General features: G+C 46.8%; 19 protein-coding genes and 1 tRNA gene. 5 read left to right on the top strand and 15 right to left on the bottom strand.

Annotated elements, in window-relative coordinates; all coding sequences use genetic code 11:
* Nucleotides 1-73: 73 nt before the first annotated feature.
* The 11 genes from SD450_RS18215 to SD450_RS18265 form a co-directional block, all read right to left on the bottom strand.
* On the bottom strand, nucleotides 74-1,321 hold the full coding sequence (locus SD450_RS18215) for a mechanosensitive ion channel family protein (RefSeq protein WP_318345810.1): 1,248 nt from the start codon (nucleotides 1,319-1,321) through the stop codon (nucleotides 74-76).
* Nucleotides 1,322-1,537: 216 nt separating this feature from the next.
* Nucleotides 1,538-1,915: a hypothetical protein gene (locus SD450_RS18220; protein ID WP_318345811.1), complete on the bottom strand. Its 378-nt coding sequence runs from the start codon at nucleotides 1,913-1,915 to the stop codon at nucleotides 1,538-1,540.
* Nucleotides 1,912-2,331 carry a GreA/GreB family elongation factor gene (locus SD450_RS18225; RefSeq protein WP_318345812.1) on the bottom strand — a complete coding sequence of 140 codons (420 nt, stop codon included), beginning with the start codon at nucleotides 2,329-2,331 and terminating at the stop codon, nucleotides 1,912-1,914. The genes SD450_RS18220 and SD450_RS18225 overlap by 4 nt, the downstream gene beginning before the upstream one ends.
* A gap of 9 nt (nucleotides 2,332-2,340) precedes the next feature.
* Nucleotides 2,341-3,633 (bottom strand): Glu/Leu/Phe/Val family dehydrogenase, encoded by a 1,293-nt coding sequence (locus SD450_RS18230; protein WP_318345813.1) that lies wholly within the window; start codon nucleotides 3,631-3,633, stop codon nucleotides 2,341-2,343.
* Between the two features lie 143 nt (nucleotides 3,634-3,776).
* Complete coding sequence (locus SD450_RS18235; RefSeq protein WP_318345814.1) at nucleotides 3,777-4,025, bottom strand: hypothetical protein; 249 nt, start codon at nucleotides 4,023-4,025, stop codon at nucleotides 3,777-3,779.
* Nucleotides 4,026-4,139: 114 nt separating this feature from the next.
* Complete coding sequence (locus tag SD450_RS18240) at nucleotides 4,140-5,927, bottom strand: alkaline phosphatase (protein ID WP_318345815.1); 1,788 nt, start codon at nucleotides 5,925-5,927, stop codon at nucleotides 4,140-4,142.
* A gap of 1 nt (nucleotide 5,928) precedes the next feature.
* Nucleotides 5,929-7,059 (bottom strand): alkaline phosphatase, encoded by a 1,131-nt coding sequence (locus SD450_RS18245; RefSeq protein WP_318345816.1) that lies wholly within the window; start codon nucleotides 7,057-7,059, stop codon nucleotides 5,929-5,931.
* Between the two features lie 77 nt (nucleotides 7,060-7,136).
* Nucleotides 7,137-8,882 carry a RagB/SusD family nutrient uptake outer membrane protein gene (locus tag SD450_RS18250; RefSeq protein WP_318345817.1) on the bottom strand — a complete coding sequence of 582 codons (1,746 nt, stop codon included), beginning with the start codon at nucleotides 8,880-8,882 and terminating at the stop codon, nucleotides 7,137-7,139.
* Between the two features lie 19 nt (nucleotides 8,883-8,901).
* Nucleotides 8,902-12,123: a SusC/RagA family TonB-linked outer membrane protein gene (locus SD450_RS18255; protein WP_318345818.1), complete on the bottom strand. Its 3,222-nt coding sequence runs from the start codon at nucleotides 12,121-12,123 to the stop codon at nucleotides 8,902-8,904.
* A gap of 167 nt (nucleotides 12,124-12,290) precedes the next feature.
* Nucleotides 12,291-13,247: a FecR family protein gene (locus SD450_RS18260; protein WP_318345819.1), complete on the bottom strand. Its 957-nt coding sequence runs from the start codon at nucleotides 13,245-13,247 to the stop codon at nucleotides 12,291-12,293.
* 121 nt (nucleotides 13,248-13,368) lie between these two features.
* Entirely contained in the window at nucleotides 13,369-13,947 is a 579-nt protein-coding gene (locus SD450_RS18265; protein ID WP_318345820.1) for an RNA polymerase sigma-70 factor, read from the bottom strand.
* Nucleotides 13,948-14,164: 217 nt separating this feature from the next.
* Between SD450_RS18265 and SD450_RS18270 the strand changes: the two genes are divergently transcribed.
* The 5 genes from SD450_RS18270 to SD450_RS18290 all read left to right on the top strand — a co-directional run bounded on the left by SD450_RS18270 (nucleotide 14,165) and on the right by SD450_RS18290 (nucleotide 18,081).
* Nucleotides 14,165-14,248 (top strand) — tRNA-Leu (locus tag SD450_RS18270).
* A gap of 179 nt (nucleotides 14,249-14,427) precedes the next feature.
* Complete coding sequence (locus SD450_RS18275; protein WP_318345821.1) at nucleotides 14,428-15,336, top strand: MerR family transcriptional regulator; 909 nt, start codon at nucleotides 14,428-14,430, stop codon at nucleotides 15,334-15,336.
* On the top strand, nucleotides 15,333-16,793 hold the full coding sequence (locus SD450_RS18280) for a phytoene desaturase family protein (RefSeq protein ID WP_318345822.1): 1,461 nt from the start codon (nucleotides 15,333-15,335) through the stop codon (nucleotides 16,791-16,793). Before SD450_RS18275 ends, SD450_RS18280 begins: the two co-directional genes overlap by 4 nt.
* Nucleotides 16,790-17,632, top strand: coding sequence for a phytoene/squalene synthase family protein (locus tag SD450_RS18285; protein WP_318345823.1), 843 nt, complete (start codon nucleotides 16,790-16,792; stop codon nucleotides 17,630-17,632). The genes SD450_RS18280 and SD450_RS18285 overlap by 4 nt, the downstream gene beginning before the upstream one ends.
* Nucleotides 17,629-18,081, top strand: coding sequence for a sterol desaturase family protein (locus SD450_RS18290; protein ID WP_318345824.1), 453 nt, complete (start codon nucleotides 17,629-17,631; stop codon nucleotides 18,079-18,081). The genes SD450_RS18285 and SD450_RS18290 overlap by 4 nt, the downstream gene beginning before the upstream one ends.
* A 1-nt stretch (nucleotide 18,082) precedes the next feature.
* Here SD450_RS18290 and SD450_RS18295 read toward each other — a convergent pair whose 3' ends face one another.
* The 4 genes from SD450_RS18295 to SD450_RS18310 form a co-directional block, all read right to left on the bottom strand.
* Entirely contained in the window at nucleotides 18,083-18,649 is a 567-nt protein-coding gene (locus SD450_RS18295) for a TlpA family protein disulfide reductase (protein WP_318345825.1), read from the bottom strand.
* 9 nt (nucleotides 18,650-18,658) lie between these two features.
* The gene (locus SD450_RS18300) at nucleotides 18,659-19,219 is read right to left on the bottom strand and encodes a TlpA family protein disulfide reductase (RefSeq protein WP_318345826.1); all 561 of its coding nucleotides are present in this window, start codon (nucleotides 19,217-19,219) and stop codon (nucleotides 18,659-18,661) included.
* A 75-nt stretch (nucleotides 19,220-19,294) separates the two neighbouring features.
* A complete protein-coding gene (locus tag SD450_RS18305) occupies nucleotides 19,295-21,565 on the bottom strand; it encodes an aconitate hydratase (RefSeq protein ID WP_318345827.1) in 2,271 nt (756 codons plus the stop codon).
* Between the two features lie 104 nt (nucleotides 21,566-21,669).
* Nucleotides 21,670-22,623 carry an AAA family ATPase gene (locus tag SD450_RS18310; protein WP_318345828.1) on the bottom strand — a complete coding sequence of 318 codons (954 nt, stop codon included), beginning with the start codon at nucleotides 22,621-22,623 and terminating at the stop codon, nucleotides 21,670-21,672.
* Nucleotides 22,624-22,625 lie beyond the last annotated feature (2 nt).

The following is a 22,625-nucleotide window of genomic DNA, read 5'->3' on the forward strand; positions in this document are numbered from 1 at the left end:
CGGACAAATTTGTTTAGCACCGAAGGTACAGTCCAATTAAACCTATCGGCAGCAAGTCAAAAATTGAAATCTGCTATTTCTTCCCATCAAAGTATGCGGGCAGTTCAGATATTTCAAGCGAGAAATAGGGCAAGGCCGCCAAAAGATGGTCAAAAATATCCGCCATCACATATTCATAGTTCTCCCAACGCTTGTCGGCGCTGAAAGCATAAATCTCCAAAGGAATCCCATATGGGTTAGGTTCCAACTGGCGCACCATAAGGGTCATGCTCTTGTTGATGGCCGAATGTTTTTCCAGATAATTGGTGACATATTTTCGGAACACCCCAAAATTGGTCAGGTTCCTCCCATTGACCAAAAGCTCCTTGTTGGCCCCATGGTCCCGGTTATGCGCATTGATCTGTTCGCTTCTTTGGACGATATAATCAGAAACCAATTGGATCTTCTTCAACGCTTCCACATCGTCCGGGGTCAGAAACCGGATGCTCTTCTGTCGGATGATCAAGGCGCGCTTGATACGCCTACCCCCGGAAACCTGCATGCCCCTCCAGTTCTTGAAGGAATCGGAAATCAGGGCATAGGTGGGTATGGTGGTGATGGTCTTGTCAAAGTTCTGGACCTTCACCGTGGCCAATGTGATCTCGATCACGTCCCCGTCGGCCCCATATTTTTCAAAGGTGATCCAGTCCCCAATGCGCACCATGTCGTTTATCGTGACCTGTATGCTGGCCACAAAACCCAAAATGGAATCCTTGAAGATGAGCAGGACAACTGCCGAAGCTGCACCCAAAGCGGTGATGAACTTCCAAATGGTGGTTTCGGTTACAATCGCAAAAACCGTGAGCAGCCCCACGATCCATGCGAATATCATGAACACTTGCGTGTAACTGGCAATGGGTTTGTCCTTGAACCTCGGCAGTGTCTTCAAATAATCCTTGGTGCTCTTGAAAAATCTCCGGAACACGGCAAGCGTCTGCAGTACAAAAAGTATCTTGATGATCTTTAAAGCTATGCTTCCCGCATATTCGAAGTCAACGAATACCATCGGCAGGAACTCAAACAAGAACAGTAAGGGAAATATGTGTGCCACTGAACGGGGCACTCTATGGGTCACCAAAAAGTTGTCAAAATTGTTCTTGGTGCGCCTGGCCAACCGAACGGATATGGCCCGCAGCACTTTCCAGACCACTAGGTCCAAAAAAAAAGCCAAGATCAGGACAATCAACAACAGAAGCACCAGATTGAGGTCGGAAGCCAAATCCTTGTCCATCCCTGTCTTCAAAAGGTAATCGTAAAGCAATCGTCCCAAATCCTTGTCCATAGGTACCACTTTAAAAGCAATATGGACAAAATTACATTTTAAGCCCGCCATTTTGAAAATCATGTCCTATTTTATTTGAACTCACCAAAAATGAAAAAGCCAAGCCTGCATCCTGCAGACTTGGCATACCCATTCATTTTAAAAAAGTCCCTACGTCATCTTCCTTCTTCACAATTCAAATTCATAATACAATAAAAAAGAATGGGCAATTTTGCATCACGCCAGCAATCGCGAGAACACCTTGCACTTTAATTTCCTGTAGCTCTCCAAATGTTCCACATAGAGCTCCCGGTGCTTTTCATGATTGTCCAGATGATAGGTGTCGCAGGCCATATCATCACATTCCCAAGCGTTCCGCATGGCATTTTCGTACCGATGGAGCATCCCCGATTTCACGGTATTCTCCCTTTGGAGTGCCAAAAGCTCCACATGGAGCATGGAATCCTCCAAAAAACGGTCCTCCAACGCCAACAAAAGGCCAAGTTCCTCATGGATATATTCCAGGCTCTTTATCCAATGGCCCAACTCCACTTTGTCCTTTTTCAGCATGATACGATCATCGGCATCGTGTCCGTTAAAGAGTCTTGAGGTCATACAATTACATCTACGTTGATTGGGTTTTCCTCCTGTTCCACTTTGAATATGGTCAGTTGTCGCTCCCCGCCCGGGAAGTCCCAGATCACAGTGTCCCCTTCGGCATAACCGATGACAGCGGCACCCATGGGTGCCAGTACGGAAATTTTGTCGGTGGTGACATCACTGTTCTTCGGCAACACCAATTTGAACCTTTTGTGCCACCCATTTTCGGACCCTATGGTTATCCACGTGTTGAAGCGGATCACGTCTTTTGGCATATCCTCCTCATTCCGTATCTGTGCATGCTCCAACTCCCCTGCCAGTTTTTTTATGGATTTTTGCTGCGTTTCATCACCATAATAGGCCGATAGGTTCACCAATCGCTTCAGAAGAACATATTCGCCTTTTTCGATTATGAGGTTTCCGTGTTTCATGATTTCCATTTATGGGAATATCCCCCGTTGTACATAGGCATCCTCAAGGCGTTCTATGGCAATGATGAAGGCCGCAGTGCGCTTATCGACCCCTCGCTTTTTGGAAGTCTCCATGACCCTGTTGAAGGATTCCCTGAGCTTCTTTTCAAGTTTGACCATCACTTCTTCCAATTGCCAGATTTCACCGCTACGGTTCTGAAGCCACTCAAAGTAGCTTCCTATCACCCCACCGGAATTGCACAATATATCGGGTAGGATCTCCACCCCGCGTTGCAACAATATCTCTTCGGCTTCCACGTCTGTAGGACCATTGGCCCCTTCGGCAATAAGTGCAGCCTTTATTTTGGATGCATTTTCCACTGTGATTTGGTTCCCCAAAGCAGCTGGTACGCAGATGTCACAGTCCAGTGCAAAGAACTCCCCATTGTCCAAAGGTTCGGCTCCTGCAAAGCCAACAATGCTTCCTTTGTTCGCTTTTGAATAGGCCAAAAGGTTTTCCACGGATATACCATTGTCATTGTGAAGGGTCCCATAGGCATCTTGTACCGCAACCAGTACGGCACCTTCATTTTCCAAGAAATGGGCCGTCCAATAGCCTACATTTCCGAACCCCTGCACGATGAACTTTTTGCCCTTTAGGTCGACTCCTTTATGTTCCGCCCAAAACTTGATGGTAAGGAATACTCCATAGCCGGTGGCCCTGTCCCGTCCTTCCGAACCTCCTGCCCCAATCGGTTTTCCGGTCACCACATGGGTATTGGTGGATCGCTCTGCTGGGGATTTGGTGGACATATAGGTATCCAAGATCCAGGCCATGGTCTGTGAGTTGGTGTTCACATCGGGTGCCGGAATGTCCAGTTCGGGACCGATATTATCGCCCAAGGCATAGGTAAACCTTCGGGTAATCCTTTCCAGTTCGGCCAAGGAATATTTGGAAGGGTCCAATTGTATCCCACCTTTTGCCCCACCATAGGGAAGCCCGGCCAAGGAGGTCTTCCAGGTCATCCACATGGCCAATGCCCTAGCTGCATCGATATCGACCGTTGGGTGATAGCGTAGTCCTCCTTTGTAGGGACCCAAGGCATTGTTGTGCTGTACCCGGTATCCGGTAAATATCTCCACTTCGCCATTGTCCATCCGCACGGGAAAATGGACCAATATCTCATTGTTCGTCACTTCCAATATTTTTCGGATGTTGGAATTGAGGCCTATAATGGCCACTGCATTGCTGAACTGTCTCATGACGTTGTCCAACATGCCCTGCTTCAACTGTACTTTTTGTTTCGGTGCTTCTGTTACCATAATTGTTGTTTAAAACCAATTGTTGAATTCTTTCTTTGTTCGAGTCACCTTGTTTTTTGACCTTTCAAACAAAGACATTTTCGTATGTCCGTCCATATAGTGTATGTATTCACTGCATGAACTGATGTTGCTTTTGTCCTTCGTCAATTCACAAAAGGACAAAAACCTACAGGTGGAACATATGCTCCACTTGTATTTTTTCCTGACCTGTTCCATTTTTCTTTACTGCTATCGATTGTCATCGACCCAACCGGATCGGGGATCCATCGATATTTTACCAATCCTCTTTGGGCAAAAGCTATGCCCAAGGGCATGCCAAAACTTACATAATCAAACAACCAACTGATAATCAGTACAAAAACAATAATTCTTAAAAAAGAAGGAGGATTCAATGTGGGGTGTTTTTACCCAGTTGGGGCATTATTCCCAGACTGGGTACCGATTATAAAAAAATGCCCGCACTGCACTGGGCAGATCGGGCATCAAAAAAAATAAAATTGAATGGGCTACCGAATTCCCAGTGCCTTGAGAATTTTATGGAAGACTTCTGTGTTTTCATACACCCCGTTGAACCTTTCGGCTTGGGGACCATAGGCAAAAAGGGGTACCATGATCCCAGTGTGGTCCACCGTCAAAAAATCGCCTTGTACCACACCTTCTTGCATACTTCCGCCCACAATGCCAAAACCAGAGGTTTCATGATCCGCCGTAATGACCACTAGGGTATTTTTATGTGTATCCGTAAAGCGAAGAGCCTCCGCAATGGCTTGGTCAAAATCCAACATTTCCTGTACAATGTCACGGGTACTGTTGGAATGCCCCCCATTGTCTATCTGGGCAGCTTCCACCATCAAGAAAAAGGGCGCTTTGTCCTTCCCTAGCACTTCCAAGGTTTTTTTTACACTCTTGGGCAGGGCATCCCCCCTTCCATTTTCCATCGATGGCGCCTTGTTTTCGCCTAAGTAAATGGCTTTCGGGGTTTTAAATTCCTGAAAAGTTTCAAACTGTTGTGTGGTAAAGGCTTCTTTGATTTGATTTTCTTCATTTTTGCCCCCTGCCATGAAAAAATCCAATGGGCTTTGGTTGAGATCGGCAACAAGGCCAGGTGTGTCATCCCTTTCAATGCGATGCGCATAAAAAGAAGAAGGGGTCGCGCCATATATGGCATCCGTGGTCACAATTGCCGTGTTGAAACCCTTCCTGGCCACTACATCCACTAGATTGGTCAGTGGCATCGCATCGGGCCCAACCCCAATGGCCCTGTTGTTGGTTTTTTGACCCGTGGCCATGGCAGTGGCCCCAGCAGCGGAATCCGTGATCAGGTCATCGTGGGACGCGGTCCTCACGAGTCCGATGTTCTTTATTTCCGTCATGGTGAGGTTCCCCCTGTTGGCAATCATGGCCGAAGTGATCTGCGCCAATCCGTTGCCATCCCCTATCATCAGGATGATATTTTGAGGTTTGGAATCGACGTCATACCCAAATTTTGGATGGTATACCTCCTGCGGCCGTTCCAGTTTGAAGGTGTTTTTCTCCAATTGATCCAAATAAGGTTTGGCCACGGCCGGCTTGTCCGTATTGATGAAATCCACCCCTAGGTCCGCCAAGCGGGCCCATGCCGTCTTGGTGTCGGGCGTGGCCCAGAAGCGAAAAGGTTTTCCGGCAGCCTTTGCCTTCTGTATGGCAGCCTGTACCGCTTCCTGCTCCGAGGCCACCATTCTTCCGTATCCGTTCCAAACCGAAAATTGCTTGAAACTCACACTGATCAATGCTACTTTATCCAAATCGATTTTGTCCAAATCGATTTTGTCCAACTCGTCCAAGTTTTGATGATCGAACCAGATAAAATCCGGATAATTTTTATACGCATCGGGTTGTGGTCGATTCCCTGAGATCACAAATTTCACTTTGCCTCTCAATAAAAGTGGATAGTTTTCCAGGACCTCAACGAGTTTGTCCAAGGTAGCGTACGCCTCCGATTTCAAATCGATGAGCAATTGCACTTCCCTCAATTCCTTTGACTTTTCCATGCTGTTGAGCTTGTCCAAGTACAATTTTTCAAAAGTTTTACCCTGCTCTATTTCCTTCTCGGCATGGGTCACGTAGAGGGTATCGTTTTGAAGGAACAGGTCGGCCTCAATGGATTCGGCCCCATTGCTGTAGGCATACCAAAAGGGCAGTTCCTGCACATAATCGTTATGGGAATGGACTTTGTATTTGGCTTGGGCGTTGACGGCCACATGGGCACACAAAAGCCCTATGATGAGTATTGCGGTCTGTACCGTTCCTTTCATGTTATGGCTTTTTTTGATCTATCGCTTGACGGATTTTATGGTAAATTTCGTTGTTTTCATAGATGCCCTGAAAATTTTCGGCCCCATGGCCAGCAGCAAAGACAGGAATCAGCTCACCGCTGTGTTGGTCGGTGTTGAAATTGACCGACACTTTATCGGGAACTTCCTGTTTGTTTCCCATGCTTTCGTCCACTTCATAGAACTTTCCAATGCTGACGCCTCCCGTCTCATGATCGGCGGTGACCACCAAAAGGGTATTGGGATGCGCTTCCACATAATCCAACACGGTACCCAAGGTCTTGTCAAAGTCCAGCACTTCGGAAACCAACATCTCGGCATCTTCGGCATGTCCGCCCCAATCAATATAGGAGCCTTCCACCATCAGGAAAAATGGTTTTCCGTTTTGTCCAAAATAGTCCAAGGCCAAAGTAGTTGCATCACTCAAAAAGTCTTCCCTTCCCTCTGTCTTTGAAGGCACACCTTCTTCGGCAAGAAGATACGCATTTCTTTTCCCTGCATCGGTCTTGGAAAGCTGCAAGGTATCCAAGTGATAATTTTTGTCCACCAAGACCTTGAAAAGATCTTTGCCATCCGCTCTTTTATTGAAGAACTTTTTACCGCCACCTGCTAAAAAATCGACGTTGGCCGAAGTCAATTGCAAAGCGATTTCCTCGTGCATGTCCCTGTCCTTCACATGGGCATAGAAACTGGCCGGCGTAGCATGGGTGATGGTCGTCAGGCTGATAAGCCCCGTTTGGTAGCCCTCTTTTTGGAGTTGCTCCAGTATGGTTTCTTGGGGTATGGTATCCACCGAAACGCCTATGGCCCTTTTATAGGTTTTTTGGCCAATGGCAAAGGCGGTCGCGCCTGCTGCCGAATCGGTGATCCTATGGCTTTTGTCAGACGTCTTGTGCAATCCGATATGCTTGAAGCGCGAAAAGTTGGGTGTGCCGTTGCCAAAATAATAGGCGGTGGATACTTGGGGAACGCCCATACCATCCCCAATCATCAAGATGATGCTCAAGGGTTCCTCTGTCGTGGTGTCGGTTTCTTTTCCCTCTTTCGTACCTGTAGTGCAACTCACGGTCCCCATCAAAAGGGCCATGGCGATATATTTCCAATGTGTGTTCATATTGCTTATTGTTTGAAAATAATATGCGGCAAGCGGATAACTCCTCCTGCCGCATATACTATACTATTATTGAAGCATCAATATCCTTCGTTCTGTTCCAAATAACCTGGCACATTGGATGCGCCATCAATGGCATTCTGTGGAATGGGGAACAGTCTGTGGTGCACATCGGTATCTGTTTTTTCCGTCCATGTGTCCTCATAATGTCCAAAACGGATCTGATCGGTGCGTCTAAAGCCTTCCCAATACAATTCAAAACCACGCTCCCGGAAAAGGATGTCCAAATCGATGGATGCCAAAGCTTCCGGAGTTTGATCGGGACGGGCGGTCCTTGACGCCCTTACAAAGTTTACATCGGCCAAGGCCCCTGGATTGTCCCCTTTTCTCAACTTGGCCTCGGCACGCATCAAATAGATCTCCGCCAAACGCATCAGCACAAGATCCACGCTGCTGTAGTTGTTCCCATTGGGAGAGGTACGGCTAAACTGGTACTTGGAAACCCTGTACCCGTTTCGGTGCAATCTTCCTTCGTTGGTGAAGTCCACTTGGAGAGTGTGGTTCACATAATCCACGTTCTTATCGGGTCCATTTCCTTTGGTTTGGATCACGGGATAGATACGGAAACCTGCATCACAGGTCATAAAGTTTCCACTTTCGTCCTTTCTTGGTCCCCAAATGACTCCCCTGATGATTCCCCTATTGATCTCAAAATCTTCTGCGGACATGCAATAGTAATGGTCCTCATCATTCTCAGGGGTCACTCCCGTCAAGTCTTGCAATTCGGCTGGAATCATTTGGTTCTCCATAAAAAAGCGGGCATCTGCCTCTGCGGGATCTTCACCTCCGTAGGCATCGACCCATGTCTGGTAAAAATCAGAGGTGATGGCCGGACCATCGGTACCATCCGCACTTGGGTGCTCTGGCCGTGGAAACCAAGAACCTGCCAAGGACCAATAGGCCCATCGGCTGTGCTCGTTGTTCATGACCCCACGCTGGTCTGCGCCAAAAATCAATTCGGGGTTGGAGTTGTTGTCATCATTGAAAAGGTCAAAATATTCGGGGGAAAGGGAAAATGCCCCTGAATTGATGATGTTATCCGTATACTCGATCACCTTGTCCATTTCCTCGGTTGAAAAATTTGGGGTTCCGTAGGGATCACGGTACACCGCTGCGTTGAGGTTCAATCGTGCCAAAAAGCCCCAAACCGCTGCCTGCGTGATCCTTCCCGGCCCTCTGCTGGTATTTATGACATCCACTACCGACAGGAATTCACTTTCGATATAATCTATGGCCTCCTCACCCCTTAGGATCTCGGAGAGTTCACTGGAGACTTCTTTTTTGAAGACAAGGCCCCAACTGTCCAACATCAACATGTTCATATAGGCCCGCAAGGCTATCATTTCATACAATGCCCCTTCTGCTTCGGCATCCCCTGCTTCAGCCAAAGGTCGCAATACCTCAATGGCCGATAAGGTCCTGGAAATATTTCTGGTGACTTCGTTCCATGAACTTCCCACCAAATCGTTCCCGGGAGCAATGGTATGTGAGTGCGTCTCCAAGAATTTTCCACCGTCATACCAGTCGGTTCCCCCACGGTAGGGCAAAATGGCCTCATCGGCAGCGATCAGTTGCAGACCATAATAATTGGTGTGTCTCCACACCCAGGCCACTTGGCCATAGGCCGGGGCTATGGCACCGCTCACGGCTTCGGCCTGCCCGCTTCCTTCCAGGGATTCGTCAATCACATCTTCTTCCAAATCGGTGCAGCTAAAATTTGCCAACAGTCCAATACTGAAAAGTGCTATTATGATTTTATTTTTCATTTTATGAATCTTTTTTAGATTAGAATGATACGTTTAAGCCAAATACAACGGTCCTGGTCTTGGGATAGTTGAAGTAATCGATCCCGAAGGTCTGGATGCCATCAATGGTCAAGTTGGAATTGATCTCTGGATCATAACCGCTGTAATCCGTGATCACGAACAGGTTCTGACCGGTTACGGACAAACGGATACCATTGACCAGACCATCCAGTCCGATGTAGGCTGGATCTAAACTATAGCCCAAAGTGGCATTGTTCAGGCGAAGGAAATCCCCGTCTTCCAAGTAGCGGGTGGATACGGTGTTCGAATTGGTGATGTCCTCATTGGGAAACTGGGTGGCCAACGAAGTGGTGTTGAAATTAGAGGCCAACAATCCCTTGGTGAACTGGCTCATGGCAGTGTGGTTGTATACCTTGTTGCCCGAAACCCCGTTGAAGTTCATGCCCAGATCAAAGCTTTTGTAGCGGAAATTGAGGTAGAAGGCATAGATCAGATCGGGCAGGGCCGATCCCACTACACTCCTTTCTTCGGAATGAATGCTCAGGCCATCATCGCCGATACCTAAAAACTCAAGCATGTAAAAAGACCCGATGGGCTCTCCGTTGATGTTTCCATTGATGGTCGCACCTGTTTGGCCCGCTCCTTGGGCGGCACCGGTGGTCAGCACTTTATAGGGGGAATTGGCCACTTCGTTTTTGGTGTAGGCCAAGTTTCCGCCGATGTTATAAGAAAAATCCTTGTCGTAGTCGCTATGGTAATCCAAAGCGAACTCGATACCGTTGTTCTTGATTTCCATGCCGGGGATATTGGTCCAGTATTTGGCCGTAGGCTGAATGGGGTCGGCCGGGGTCACTTCCAACAGAATGTTCTCGGACACCTTGTTGAAATAGTCCAAGGTACCGGACAAGCGGTTGTTGAACAGACCAAAATCCAGACCTATGTTGGTCTGCTGGGAAACCTCCCACTGAATGTCGGGGTTGGCCAAACGGGTAAAAATGGTACCGTAGGGATAATCCTCAATGGAACTTTCATCCCCATTGATCGGATAGGAATCGTTGTTGTCCTTGCTATCGGTATAGCTGAGCTTGGTGATCTTGGATGGAATTTCCTGGTTTCCCGTCTTACCCCAACTGGCCCTAAGTTTCAAATTGTTGATGGCCGTGTTGGAGCTCAGGAAGTCTTCGTTCATGATGTTCCAACCCAATGCCACTGAAGGGAAGTAGCCATATTTGTTGTTGCCCCCAAACTTGGAGGAACCATCTGCCCTCATGGTCGCGGTCAACAGGTATTTGTTGTCAAACCCATAATTGATCCTTCCAAAAAAGGACTGAAGTTCGTTCTCGGTCGCAAAGGTGTTCATATAGGTCTGGTTGCTCTCGCCACTGATCTGATCTTGGTATTTAGGGTCGATGCCATTGTTCGAAAAGCCTTCCAGTTCAAACTCCCTTTGGTGCACATACGTATCCTGATAGGTATGTCCGGCCAAAAAGGTAAGGCGGTGCCTATCGGTGCTGAAATCATAGGTAAGGGTGTTCTCGATAAGGCTGTTCCTATTGGTGGTAAAAGTACTGGTGAGAGTTCCCAAAAGGTAGCCTTCCAATTGGGAGAAGGGCATGAACTGTACATCGCGATCGGTGGTGGAATAATCCACGCCCAAGTTCAATTTGTAGGTCAATCCTTTGATGATTTCAATGGATGGCGACAAGTTGGCCAATATCCTGTGGTTCAATGCATCGTCACTGTATATTTGCTCACGCACCAATGGATTGAGTCTGTTGTCCAAAGGACTTGGCTCCCCATTGACATATAGTGGCAAAGTGGGGTTCATCTGTAGCATGTCACCCACAATGGATCTGGCATTGGCCCTTTGGTTCTCCGTTCTACTGGCCGTCATATTGAATTCCACCTTGAAACGATCGTTGAGTGCTTTTTGGGTCAGGTTCAAACGACCGGAATAACGTTTCAGATCATTGGATCTTAAAATCCCTTGTTGATCGTTCACGCCCAAGGAGGCATGATAGGTAAACTTATCACTGGCCCCGCTCATGGAAAAGTTCACATTCTTGGAAAAACCGGTACGGGTCAAAGCATCCTGCCAATCTGTATTGGCACCTCCATCTTCCAAATTGCCACCTGCGGCCACAACCTCTCTTCGGAACTCATCTGCATTGAAAACATCCACCTTGTTGGCCAATGTTGAAAATCCTGTGGAAACGCTCAGGTCCATCTGTGTCCTTCCCACCTTGCCTTTTTTGGTGGTGATGACGATGACCCCATTGGCGGCCCTGGACCCATAAATGGCAGCTGCGGAAGCGTCCTTCAACACATCGATGCTTTCAATGTCCTGTGGGTTGATGAAGTTCAACGGGTTCGTGGGCACTCCGGTGCTGGTATTGTCCAGCGCAAAACCATCGATAACGTACAAGGGCGTTGTGCCGGAACGCATACTGCCCACACCGCGGATGATCACATCCTGCGCAGCACCCGGTTCTCCACTTACATTGGAGATATTGACCCCGGCTACTTTTCCTTGGAGCAATTGTCCGGGGTTCATCACAATCCCTTTGTTGAAGTCCTCGCTATCCACCGAGGCAATGGAACCTGTAACGTCTGTCTTGCGCTGGGTACCGTACCCAACCACGACCACAGCTTCCAAAAGGGTGGCATCCGCTTCCAATTGCACATTGATGGAAGTACGTCCACCCACGGATACCTCTTGCGATTTGTACCCCAAATAGGAAATTTGAAGAATGGCATCACTTTCCACATCAATGGAAAATTTACCATCAAAATCGGTAATGGTGCCATTTCCTGTTCCTTTTTCCAGTACGGACGCACCCGCCAATGGCACGCCATTTTCATCCGTAATCTGACCAGTCACGGTGATGAAGGCCACTTCGACCACCACTGCCGGGGCCTGTGGTTTCACATCTATGGAAATGGTGTGGTTGATCCTCCTAAAGGTAAGATCGGCATCTTTCGCCATCAGTTCCAAAATGGAACGGAGGGATACATTCCGATAGGCAATGTCATAGGTATTGTGCAGTCTCCCCACCTTCCTGTCATACACAAACTTGAAGTTGGTCTGTTCCTCTATCTGTTTCAAGACCTCTACCACCGTGGCATCGGTCACGGTGAGGTCCACCTTGTAGTTTTCCAGTTTCTGTCCTCGGACATCAGCGGCCAGTACTGGGTTCAGCAGTGCCAAGATCATGAGGTAGCAAAATGTGTGGAATGTCAACTTGATTAATTGTTTAATAGTTAGTGAATTCATAATTTCACATCATGTTTAAATGGTTATAATTAGTTGTAATCATCGGACTGACAGCCTATATCCGCTCGCCAAAGTGTTATGGGCTGTTTTTTTGTCTGGTTGTTCTATGTCATAGGCGTGTGTATTGGTTCAGTTTAGTCGGTACATTTTCCTTTTATCAAGATTTTATCGTTCTCCAGAAATTCATATCGCAACCCCTTCTTGGCATAGGCAATGCTTTCCAGAACGGCCGGTAGCATTTCATTTTTATAGGTGGCGGTGACATGGCAGTTTCTGAGGTTTTCATTTTCAAAGACGAAGGTGACGCCATACCATCGTTCAAGGGATTCTACCACTTGGGCCAAGCTGGTGTCCTCAAAATGTATGATCCCATCCTTCCAGTTCAAGAACGTGGAGATGTCCGTCATTTTCTTGGAAATGGTCTTGGTCTTTTTGTCAAAAATGCCCTGCTCGTTGGGGCCAAGGTGGATTTCGTTCTCGTGGGATGCCACTTTTACCTTTCCACTGGCCACGGTGACGGCAATTTGTTGGATATCCGGATAGGTATTGATGTTGAACGAGGTACCCAACACGGTGGTGAGCACTTCGCCCGATCTGATGACAAAAGGTTTATTGGGATTTTTGGCGACATCGAAAAAGGCCTCCCCTTCCAACACCACTTCGCGAACATCCCCTTCAAACCTGTCTGGATAGGTTATGGTACTGCCCGAATTCAAGCGGATCTGGGTGCCATCGGCCAAGGTGAGGTTCAGTTTCTGCCCCCATTCCGTGGTCTTTGTCACTTCCACAATGGGATTTATCTTTTCCTCAGCTTTGGTATGGATATGTACGAAATAGGCAACACCGGCCATCAAGACAATCGATGCCGCGACCTTGGCCCACTTTGGGAAGGAAATTCTTTTTTTTGGTCTGAAGATGTTTTGGGACAACTGCCTTTCAATCTGTTTTCTATGCCTTTCATCCTTGAAAACATCTTTATGGTTTTTGGACAAAAGTCTTCCATCAAACCTTTCAAGAAGGGATTCCTCCTTTTTGGTGATCGTACCATTGAGGTACTTTTCCATCAATCCCTTGATCTTTTTTTCTGTCATTGTGTGTGCATTTCATATATAAGTACCATAGACGCACCATCACGCACACACATTCATTGGGTTTTAATGTTTATTTAAACTTCCAAGGGCGCTGTTAACCTTTAGGAAAAAAGAAGGGGATTTAAAAAAACAATGCCTTAACAGTGGAGAGTTCTTTGCGAAGTCTGCGGAGGGCAAATGATATTTGGTTTTCCACTGATCGTTGGGAAATGTTCAATTTTTCGGCAATCTCTTTGTTGTTGACATGGTTCACACGGCTCAGTATGAAAACTTCCTGACATCTTTTGGGCAAGCTGGAAATGGTTTCATCGATTCGTTTGGACAGATCTGCCAGGTCGGCCTCCATTTCCACTTCGGAATCGATATAGACGGAATGGGCCACCTCTATTTGGATCTTGTTGAATTTCATGTCCCTGAGGGCATTGTAGCATTTGTAGCGGATGGCCTTGAAAAGATATGATTTGACATTTTGGACTTCAATGGTTTCCCTCCGCTGCCAATAATCGATCCATACTTCCTGTACCAGATCCTTGGCAGTGGAATCGTTCATGACCAAAGATGATGCATACGTGTACATGGGCTCCCAAAGCATCCCAAATAGAGAGTTGAACGCGTTCCTATCGGATTGGTTGATCATCTTGGCTAGCTTTTCCGGAGTGGCCTTATCGTTGGAGTACTTATTATTGGATACAAATTTCATAAAAATAGTAGAGGCCAGAGATTATGATATTGTAAACTTTACTTGGATTTTGTGTAACCCAATCAATATACTAAATATTAGTCGCATTTCAAACTTCCTTGCACACACGCTGACATGCCGCCCTAATTTTTAATGCTGTACAAATAGCCAGAAAAACAAGGTTTGCATTGTACCGATTTGTTCAAAACGATTATATTTGCAAACCAAAATTTCAACCGCCCACGTGGTGAAATTGGTAGACACGCCATCTTGAGGGGGTGGTGTTCGTAAGGACGTGCTGGTTCGAATCCAGTCGTGGGCACTAAAGAAAACCGCAAGAGATTGCGGTTTTTTCTTTTTTGGGCCTCAACCACCAAAAAATTTTCAATCCCTTTTCCATATTTCAGTCCATATTGCCAAGGAAGAATCCAAAAATTTATGATAAAATAATAGGTTGGCATCGTTTTAATTGTAAATTTGTTTAACGTTTACTTTAAAAGTATGAACAACGTAAAAAACTCTTTCAGTATTCGGGATATGGAAAACCTTTCTGGTATAAAGGCCCATACCATCCGTATCTGGGAAAAAAGGTACAATCTTTTCAATCCGGAAAGGACCGACACCAACATCCGGACCTATAGTCTTGCCAGTTTGCAAAAACTGCTGAATGTCACCCTACTCTACAACAACGGCTATAAAATATCCAAGATTGCCAAACTGGAAGATTCGAAGATACCTGCCCTGGTCAAGGAAATTGTGGCCAAGAACAGCGAAAAGAGCCATGCGCTCAATTCCCTCAAACTGGCCATGCTCAATTTTGACCAGTCACTTTTCCTGAAGACGTACAACAGTCTGATGGAAGGCAAGACCTTTACCGATATCTTCAAGAAGGTTTTCATTCCCCTTCTGAACGAGTTGGGACTTCTGTGGCAGACGAATACCATCAGCCCGGCACATGAACATTTCATTTCCAACCTGATAAAGCAGAAAATCTACATCCATACCGAGCAGCTCCAGATCGAGGAGCCCACAAGAAAGGACAAGGTATATGTGCTGTTCCTGCCCGAAAATGAAATCCATGAGATAGGACTGTTGTACATCAACTATCAGATTGCTTTGCGGGGTTACAAGACCATTTATCTGGGCCAGACCATGCCCATTGAAAACTTGGTGGACCTGCTCAAGTATTACAACAACATCCGCTTCATTTCGTATTTCACCGTTGCTCCCACCCAGCAAGACCTGAACGATTATCTGAAAAGGTTCAACGAAGTATTGGAAATGTCCCCCGACTCCAAGCTATATGTTTTGGGAAATCAGATACAGCATATCAACAAAGAGGGACTCCCCGATACCGTAAAGCTGTTCAACTCCATTGATCACCTCATAGAATTCTTGGAACCCAAATGAGAAAAGCCATTGTCATAGGTTCCGGTTTTTCTTCCCTGTCCGCTTCCTGCTATTTGGCCAAGGCCGGATTTGAAGTGGAAATCTTTGAAAAAAACGATACGGTCGGAGGAAGGGCCAGGCAGTTGGTAAAGGACGGCTTTACATTTGACATCGGTCCCAGTTGGTATTGGATGCCCGATATTTTTGACAAGTTCTTCGCAGATTTTGGAAAGACCACGGCCGATTACTACCAATTGGACAAACTGAACCCTGCCTACAAGATATTTTTTGAGGATGATACCCTTACCATTGGTGACTGCATGGAAACCATTTGTGAGGAATTTGAACGGATAGAGCCCGGAAGCAGCGGGCCACTTCGACAATTCATTGGTCAGGCACAGGAAAATTATGACATCGCCATCAACAAGGTGGTGCTCCGACCCGGCCTCTCCCCTCTGGAACTGGTCACCAAGGAAACGGTGCTGCGGGTGGACCAGTTTTTCAAGACCATCAGCCAAGAGGTCCGCAAGAGGTTCAAAAACCAAAAGCTCGTTTCCACTTTGGAGTTTCCCGTGCTCTTCTTGGGTGCAAAACCGAGCAACACCCCTTCTTTTTACAATTTTATGAACTTTGCCGATTTTGGTTTGGGCACATGGCACCCCAAAGGGGGCATGTACGAAATCATCAAGGCTATGAAGAGCCTGGCGGAAGAACTTGGGGTGAAAATCCATACCAATAGTCCTGCTACCCATATTTTGGTGTCCGATGGGGAAGTCATCGGGATTCGGAGTCAGGGAAAAAACCATCTGGCAGATTATGTGGTCAGTGGTGCGGACTACCATCATTCAGAAACCTTGTTGGACAAAAAATACAGACAATACTCTGAGGAATATTGGGCGAAAAAGACCTATGCCCCTTCTTCCCTGTTGTTCTATATCGGTTTCAACCAAAGGTTGAAGCACATAGAGCACCACAATCTTTTTTTTGATACCGATTTTGAAAAGCACGCACAGGAAATCTATGATGATCCGCAATGGCCCAGTAATCCTTTGTTCTATGCCAATTTCCCCTCGGTGACCGATGGATCCATGGCACCTGAAGGTTGTGAAACCGGATTTTTCTTGGTTCCGATCGCGCCCGGATTGGAGGATACACCCCAGTTGAGGGAGCAATATTTTGACATTGTGATGGATCGTTTTGAACGATTGACACACCAACAGATAAAAAATACCATTATATTTAAGCAGAGCTTTTGTGTAAATGATTTTGTGGAGCAGTACAATTCCTATAAAGGAAATGCCTATGGCTTGGCAAATACATTGAAGCAGACCGCTTTTTTAAGACCTAACCTCAAAAGTAGTAAGGTAAAGAACCTGTTCTTTACCGGTCAGCTTACCGTTCCGGGACCGGGGGTGCCACCGTCCTTGATCTCTGGAAAATTGGTGGCCAATCTAATCACTAAAGATGTAAAAAAATGAAAACTATTTTTGATGACGTCTCGTACCACTGTAGCAAAATTGTGACGAAATCCTACAGTACCTCTTTTGCACTGGCCACCAAAATGCTGGCGCCCTCCATCCGTTCGGACATCTACAACATCTATGGTTTTGTGCGGTTTGCGGATGAAATTGTGGATACTTTCCACGATTACGACAAGGAGAGGCTTTTCCATGCTTTTGAAAAGGATATGGAAGAGGCCCTCCAAAACAAGATCAGCCTTAATCCGATTCTGAACGCCTTTCAGCACACCTATCACAAATATGACATTCCCCATCACTTGGTGGAGTCCTTTATGGAAAGTATGCGCATGGACCTCACCAAAAAAACATATGAGACTTTTGATGAATATCGAAAATACATCTATGGTTCCGCGGATGTGGTCGGTTTGATGTGCCTATGTGTTTTTGTGAACGGGGACAAGGAAAAATACGAGGAACTCAAGGAATCCGCAATGGCCTTGGGATCTGCCTTCCAAAAAGTGAACTTTTTACGGGACCTGAAAGCCGATTACGAAGACCTGAACCGCACCTATTTCCCCAATACCAACTTGTTGGAGCTGGATGAACAGTCCAAGAAACGTATCGTGAACGAGATCAAGGCAGATTTCGCCCTTGGCTATTCAGGAATAATCAAACTGCCCGAACAAGCCAAATTTGGGGTTTATACGGCTTATCGGTACTACAAGAAACTCCTCCATAAACTGCAGAGTACTCCTCCTCTGGAAATCAAGAACTCGCGCATCCGGGTGCCCAATTATGAAAAATTTGGGCTATTGGCACATTCTTACCTTAATTATAAACTACAAATGGTACAATGAAAATAGTGCTCTGGATACTCATCTTTTTGGCAACCTTCAGTTTTATGGAGTTCATGGCGTGGTTTACCCATAAATATGTGATGCACGGTTTTCTATGGAGCCTGCATAAAGACCATCACAAGAAGGACCACGATTCCTGGTTCGAACGAAACGATGCCTTTTTTCTCTTCTATGCCGCCGTGAGCATGACCTTGTTTTATTTGGGCAGTGCCACTTCGTTCTGGTATGGCTGGCCATTGGGATTTGGTATATTGGCCTACGGCATTGCCTATTTTATGGTGCACGATATCTTTATCCACCAACGGTTCAAAATCTTCAGAAACGCCAACAATTGGTATGCGAGGGGTGTAAGAAGGGCACATAAGATGCACCACAAACACTTGGGCAAGGAAGATGGGGAATGCTTTGGGATGCTGGTCGTCCCCTTCAAATACTTTAAGAAGCAATAATTTATTCGGCGATAAGCTCGTTCAACAGAGCCCGGGTTCGTTCGGAATTCCAGTTGGCCGCCCCCTTTTCATCCACCACGATTTTGCCCGATTTGCTGATGATGTAGGTAGCGGGAATGGTGCTGCCGGTCAGTTCTTGCGGTGCTTCGGATGCTTGAAAATATACAGGTAGTCCATATCCTTTTTTCTTCAGGAATGCTTCCACCTTGGCCTTTTCGTCATTGGCCACAAAGGCGAAGACCACTTTGTCCTTATAATCGCCGTACAGTTCCACAAAACTTGGCAGCTCGGCCACACAGGGAGGGCACCAAGTCGCCCATACGTTCACTACCGCCACTTTTCCCTTAGTGGATTGAAAATCGATTTGCTTGCCTTCAAGGTCCACCAAGTTCCAATGGTAATCCTCTAGCGTGATCTGTTCTTCATCCTCTACCACATCCGCACTTAAGGTCGCAGCTATCACCTTGTTTGCCCATACCCGAAGATGAAAGCCAACAGGGGTAAACAGGATGAGCACCAGGGCCAATATCCATATCGCATTGCTGATCTGCTCCTTGGAAAGTTTCATTTTTTGGAATTATTCCGCAATCAATTCATCCAGTAAGTTGTACACCTTGCTGGTGCTCCAATCCGAGATTCCCTTTTCATGGACCACGATGTTCCCTGACTTGTCGATCAAATAAGAAGAAGGCACTTCACTGGCATCGATGGGCATCTTGTCCCCAATGATCAAGTAGGTCACGGGAAAGGTGAACCCATGCTTTTCCATAAAGGCTTCAACCGGCGGTCTATCCTCATTGGTGATGATGTAAAAATCGACTTTGCCCTTGTACTTGTCATACAGTTCCTGAACACTGGCCAGTTCAGCTTCCGAAGGGAGTTTCCAAGAGGCCCAAAGGTTGATGAAGACCACATTGCCCTTTGATCTTTCAAAGTTGAAAAAATTCCACTCCGCATCCTTCAACCTCCAATCGTAATCGGTTATCTGTTTCCTTTCCTCTTTCTCGATCAACGAGGGGGAAAAGGAAAACATCCGATTGAGCAAAATTTTGCCATAATGCCCCATTGGGGTCACAAAAAAAGAGAGCACAACAAGAATCAATATAATGTTGAGGACGGTCTTTTTACTGATCTTCATTCACTTAGGATATAAAATTAAAACTCCTGATATTTTGGCAATATCAGGAGTTTTCTTGAATTATCTCAAAAAGAATTAAGCATTCTCTTTTTTGATCAAATTGAGTGCCGAACCTTCATTGAACCACTTGATCTGTGCATCATTGTACGAATGGTTCGCCATGATGGTGTCCTTGCTACCATCGGCATGGACCACTTCAATGGTCAATGGTTTATCCGGAGCAAACTGGTCAATGTCCAAGAAATTGAAGGTATCGTCCTCTTGGATTAGATCGTAATCGCTTTCCTTGGCAAAGGTCAAGGCCAACATTCCCTGTTTTTTCAGGTTGGTCTCATGGATCCTGGCAAAGGATTTCACCAATACGGCTGCAACACCCAAGTGTCTTGGCTGCATGGCCGCATGCTCCCTGGATGACCCTTCCCCGTAGTTGTGGTCTCCCACGACCAAGGTCTTGATCCCTGCCTTTTTGTAGGCACGCTGGGTATCGGGAACGCCTCCGTATTCACCTGTCAATTGGTTCTTTACGAAATTGGTCTTTTTGTTGAATGCGTTGACCGCACCGATGAGGGTGTTGTTGGCAATGTTGTCCAAATGCCCCCTGAAGCGCAACCATGGTCCGGCCATGGAAATGTGGTCAGTGGTACATTTGCCAAAGGCCTTGATCAATAACTTCATTCCCTTCAGACTTGCGGAAGTGATGGGCTCAAATGGATCCAAAAGCTGCAAACGCTCTGAATCTGGGGCCACAATGACTTCAACACCGCTTCCATCTTCCTTTGGGGCAATATAGCCCGCATCTTCCACGGCAAAACCTTCTGGAGGAAGTTCGTATCCTCTTGGTTCGTCCAGCATCACCTCTTCCCCGTCCTCATTGATCAACTTGTCGGTCACTGGGTTGAAATCCAACCTACCGGCAATGGCAATGGCCGTGACCAGTTCGGGTGAGCCCACAAAGGCCAGGGTATTGGGATTTCCATCGGCTCTTTTCGCAAAGTTCCTGTTGAAAGAGTGAACGATGGTATTTCGGGGTCCATCGGCGGCTTTATCGCCATAACGGTCCCACATCCCGATACAAGGTCCACAGGCATTGGCAAATACGGTGGCACCAATATTATTGAATGTATCGATGAAACCATCCCGCTCAATGGTGAAACGGACCTGTTCGGAACCAGGGGTGATGGTGAACTGGGACTTGGTCTTCAAATTCTTATCGGCCACTTGCTTGGCCAGAGAGGCCGCTCTTGAAATGTCCTCGTAGGAAGAGTTGGTACAAGACCCGATTAATCCTACCTCAACGTTCAAAGGCCAATCGTTTTTCTTGGCTGCTTCGCCCATTTTGGAAATGGGAGTCGCCAAATCTGGCGTAAAAGGTCCGTTCAAGTGGGGTTCCAAAGTGTCCAGGTCAATCTCGATCACTTGGTCAAAATAATCTTCTGGATTGGCATACACCTCTGGGTCTGCGGTCAAATGTTGTTTTACTGCCAAAGCGGCATCGGCAACATCAGCACGGTTCGTGGCCCTTAGGTAACGGTCCATGGATTCATCATAGCCAAAGGTGGAAGTGGTCGCGCCCACTTCGGCACCCATGTTACAAATGGTCCCTTTTCCGGTACAGGACATGGAAGTGGCTCCTTCGCCAAAATATTCGATGATGGCCCCTGTTCCTCCCTTAACGGTAAGGATATCGGCCACTTTCAAGATCACATCTTTGGGTGCGGTCCAGCCGGAAAGTTTACCGGTCAACTTGACACCGATGAGTTTGGGGAATTTCAATTCCCAAGCCATACCTGACATTACATCCACGGCATCTGCACCTCCTACTCCAATGGCCACCATTCCGAGACCACCCGCATTTACGGTATGGGAATCGGTCCCGATCATCATTCCTCCTGGGAACGCGTAGTTTTCCAAAACCACTTGGTGGATAATCCCTGCACCAGGCTTCCAGAATCCAATTCCATATTTGTTCGATACGGACTCCAAGAAATCAAAAACCTCGTTACTGGTCTGGTTGGCCCTTTTCAAATCGGCTTCGGCGCCCACTTTTGCCTGGATCAAGTGATCACAGTGTACGGTGGTGGGCACGGCAACCTTGGGTTTACCAGCATGCATGAACTGTAATAATGCCATTTGGGCGGTTGCATCCTGACAGGCTACCCGGTCCGGTGCAAAATCAACATAATCCTTCCCTCTGATAAATTCTTTGGTGGGTGTCCCGTCCCATAAATGCGAATACAATATTTTCTCCGATAGGGTCAACGGTTTTCCAACCAATTCACGAGCCTTTTCCACGCGTTCCCCCATGGAAGCGTAGACGCCCTTAATCATATCAATATCAAATGCCATTATACAATCGAGTTTTTTAAGATTTTAGTAATTTGGTAAATTTACTAAAATACAGGGTATTTCGGAATTAGAATCGACCTAAATAAATCGTGAAGATTTGATATCTATAACAATTCCGAGATTATTTTCTCCTCAGAAATGCCTTCGGCCTCCGCCTTGTAGTTTTTAAGGATCCTGTGACGAAGGATTCCCGTGGACACAGCCTTGATATCCTCGATGTCCGGGGAAAACTTCCCGTGGATGGCCGCATGGGCCTTTGCCGCCAACACCAAATTCTGGGACGCCCGTGGGCCTGCCCCCCAATCCACATAATTGTTGATAAAATCCGATGAACCTTCCAAACCGGGCCGGGTCCGGTTGACCAGTCTCACGGCATAGTCAACGACATTGTCGGGGATGGGAATGCGTCTGATCAAATGCTGCACAGCAATGATCTCATCTGCATTAAAAAGGGTATTCACTTGGACCTCTTCATCCGTTGTGGTGGTTTTGACCACTTGGATCTCTTCTTCAATAGAGGGATATTTCAACTCGATGGCAAACATGAACCGGTCCAATTGCGCTTCTGGCAATGGATAGGTCCCTTCCTGTTCAATCGGGTTTTGGGTGGCCAATACAAAGTATGGTCTATTGAGTTTGTGTTGTTTTCCGGCGATGGTGACGGCCCTTTCCTGCATGGCCTCCAAAAGTGCGGCCTGGGTCTTGGGCGGGGTCCTGTTGATCTCATCGGCCAAGATGATGTTCCCAAAAACGGGGCCCATGATGAACTTGAAGTTACGGTTCTGGTCCAATACCTCGCTTCCCAAAATATCACTGGGCATCAGGTCAGGGGTAAACTGTATCCGTTTGAAATCCAACCCCAAGGTCTGTGCGATGGTGTTGACCATCAAGGTTTTTGCCAGTCCTGGAACACCGATCAGCAGGGAATGTCCGCCGGTATAAATGGACAATAGTATCTGTTCGATCACCTTATCCTGGCCCACAATGACCTTGGCAATCTCTTTTCTTAGGTCCTGGTGTTTTTTTACGAGATTTTCAACCGCAACTACGTCCGACATCC

It is taken from the genome of Flagellimonas baculiformis, from assembly GCF_033441575.1.
Taxonomy (GTDB): Bacteria; Bacteroidota; Bacteroidia; order Flavobacteriales; family Flavobacteriaceae; genus Flagellimonas; species Flagellimonas baculiformis.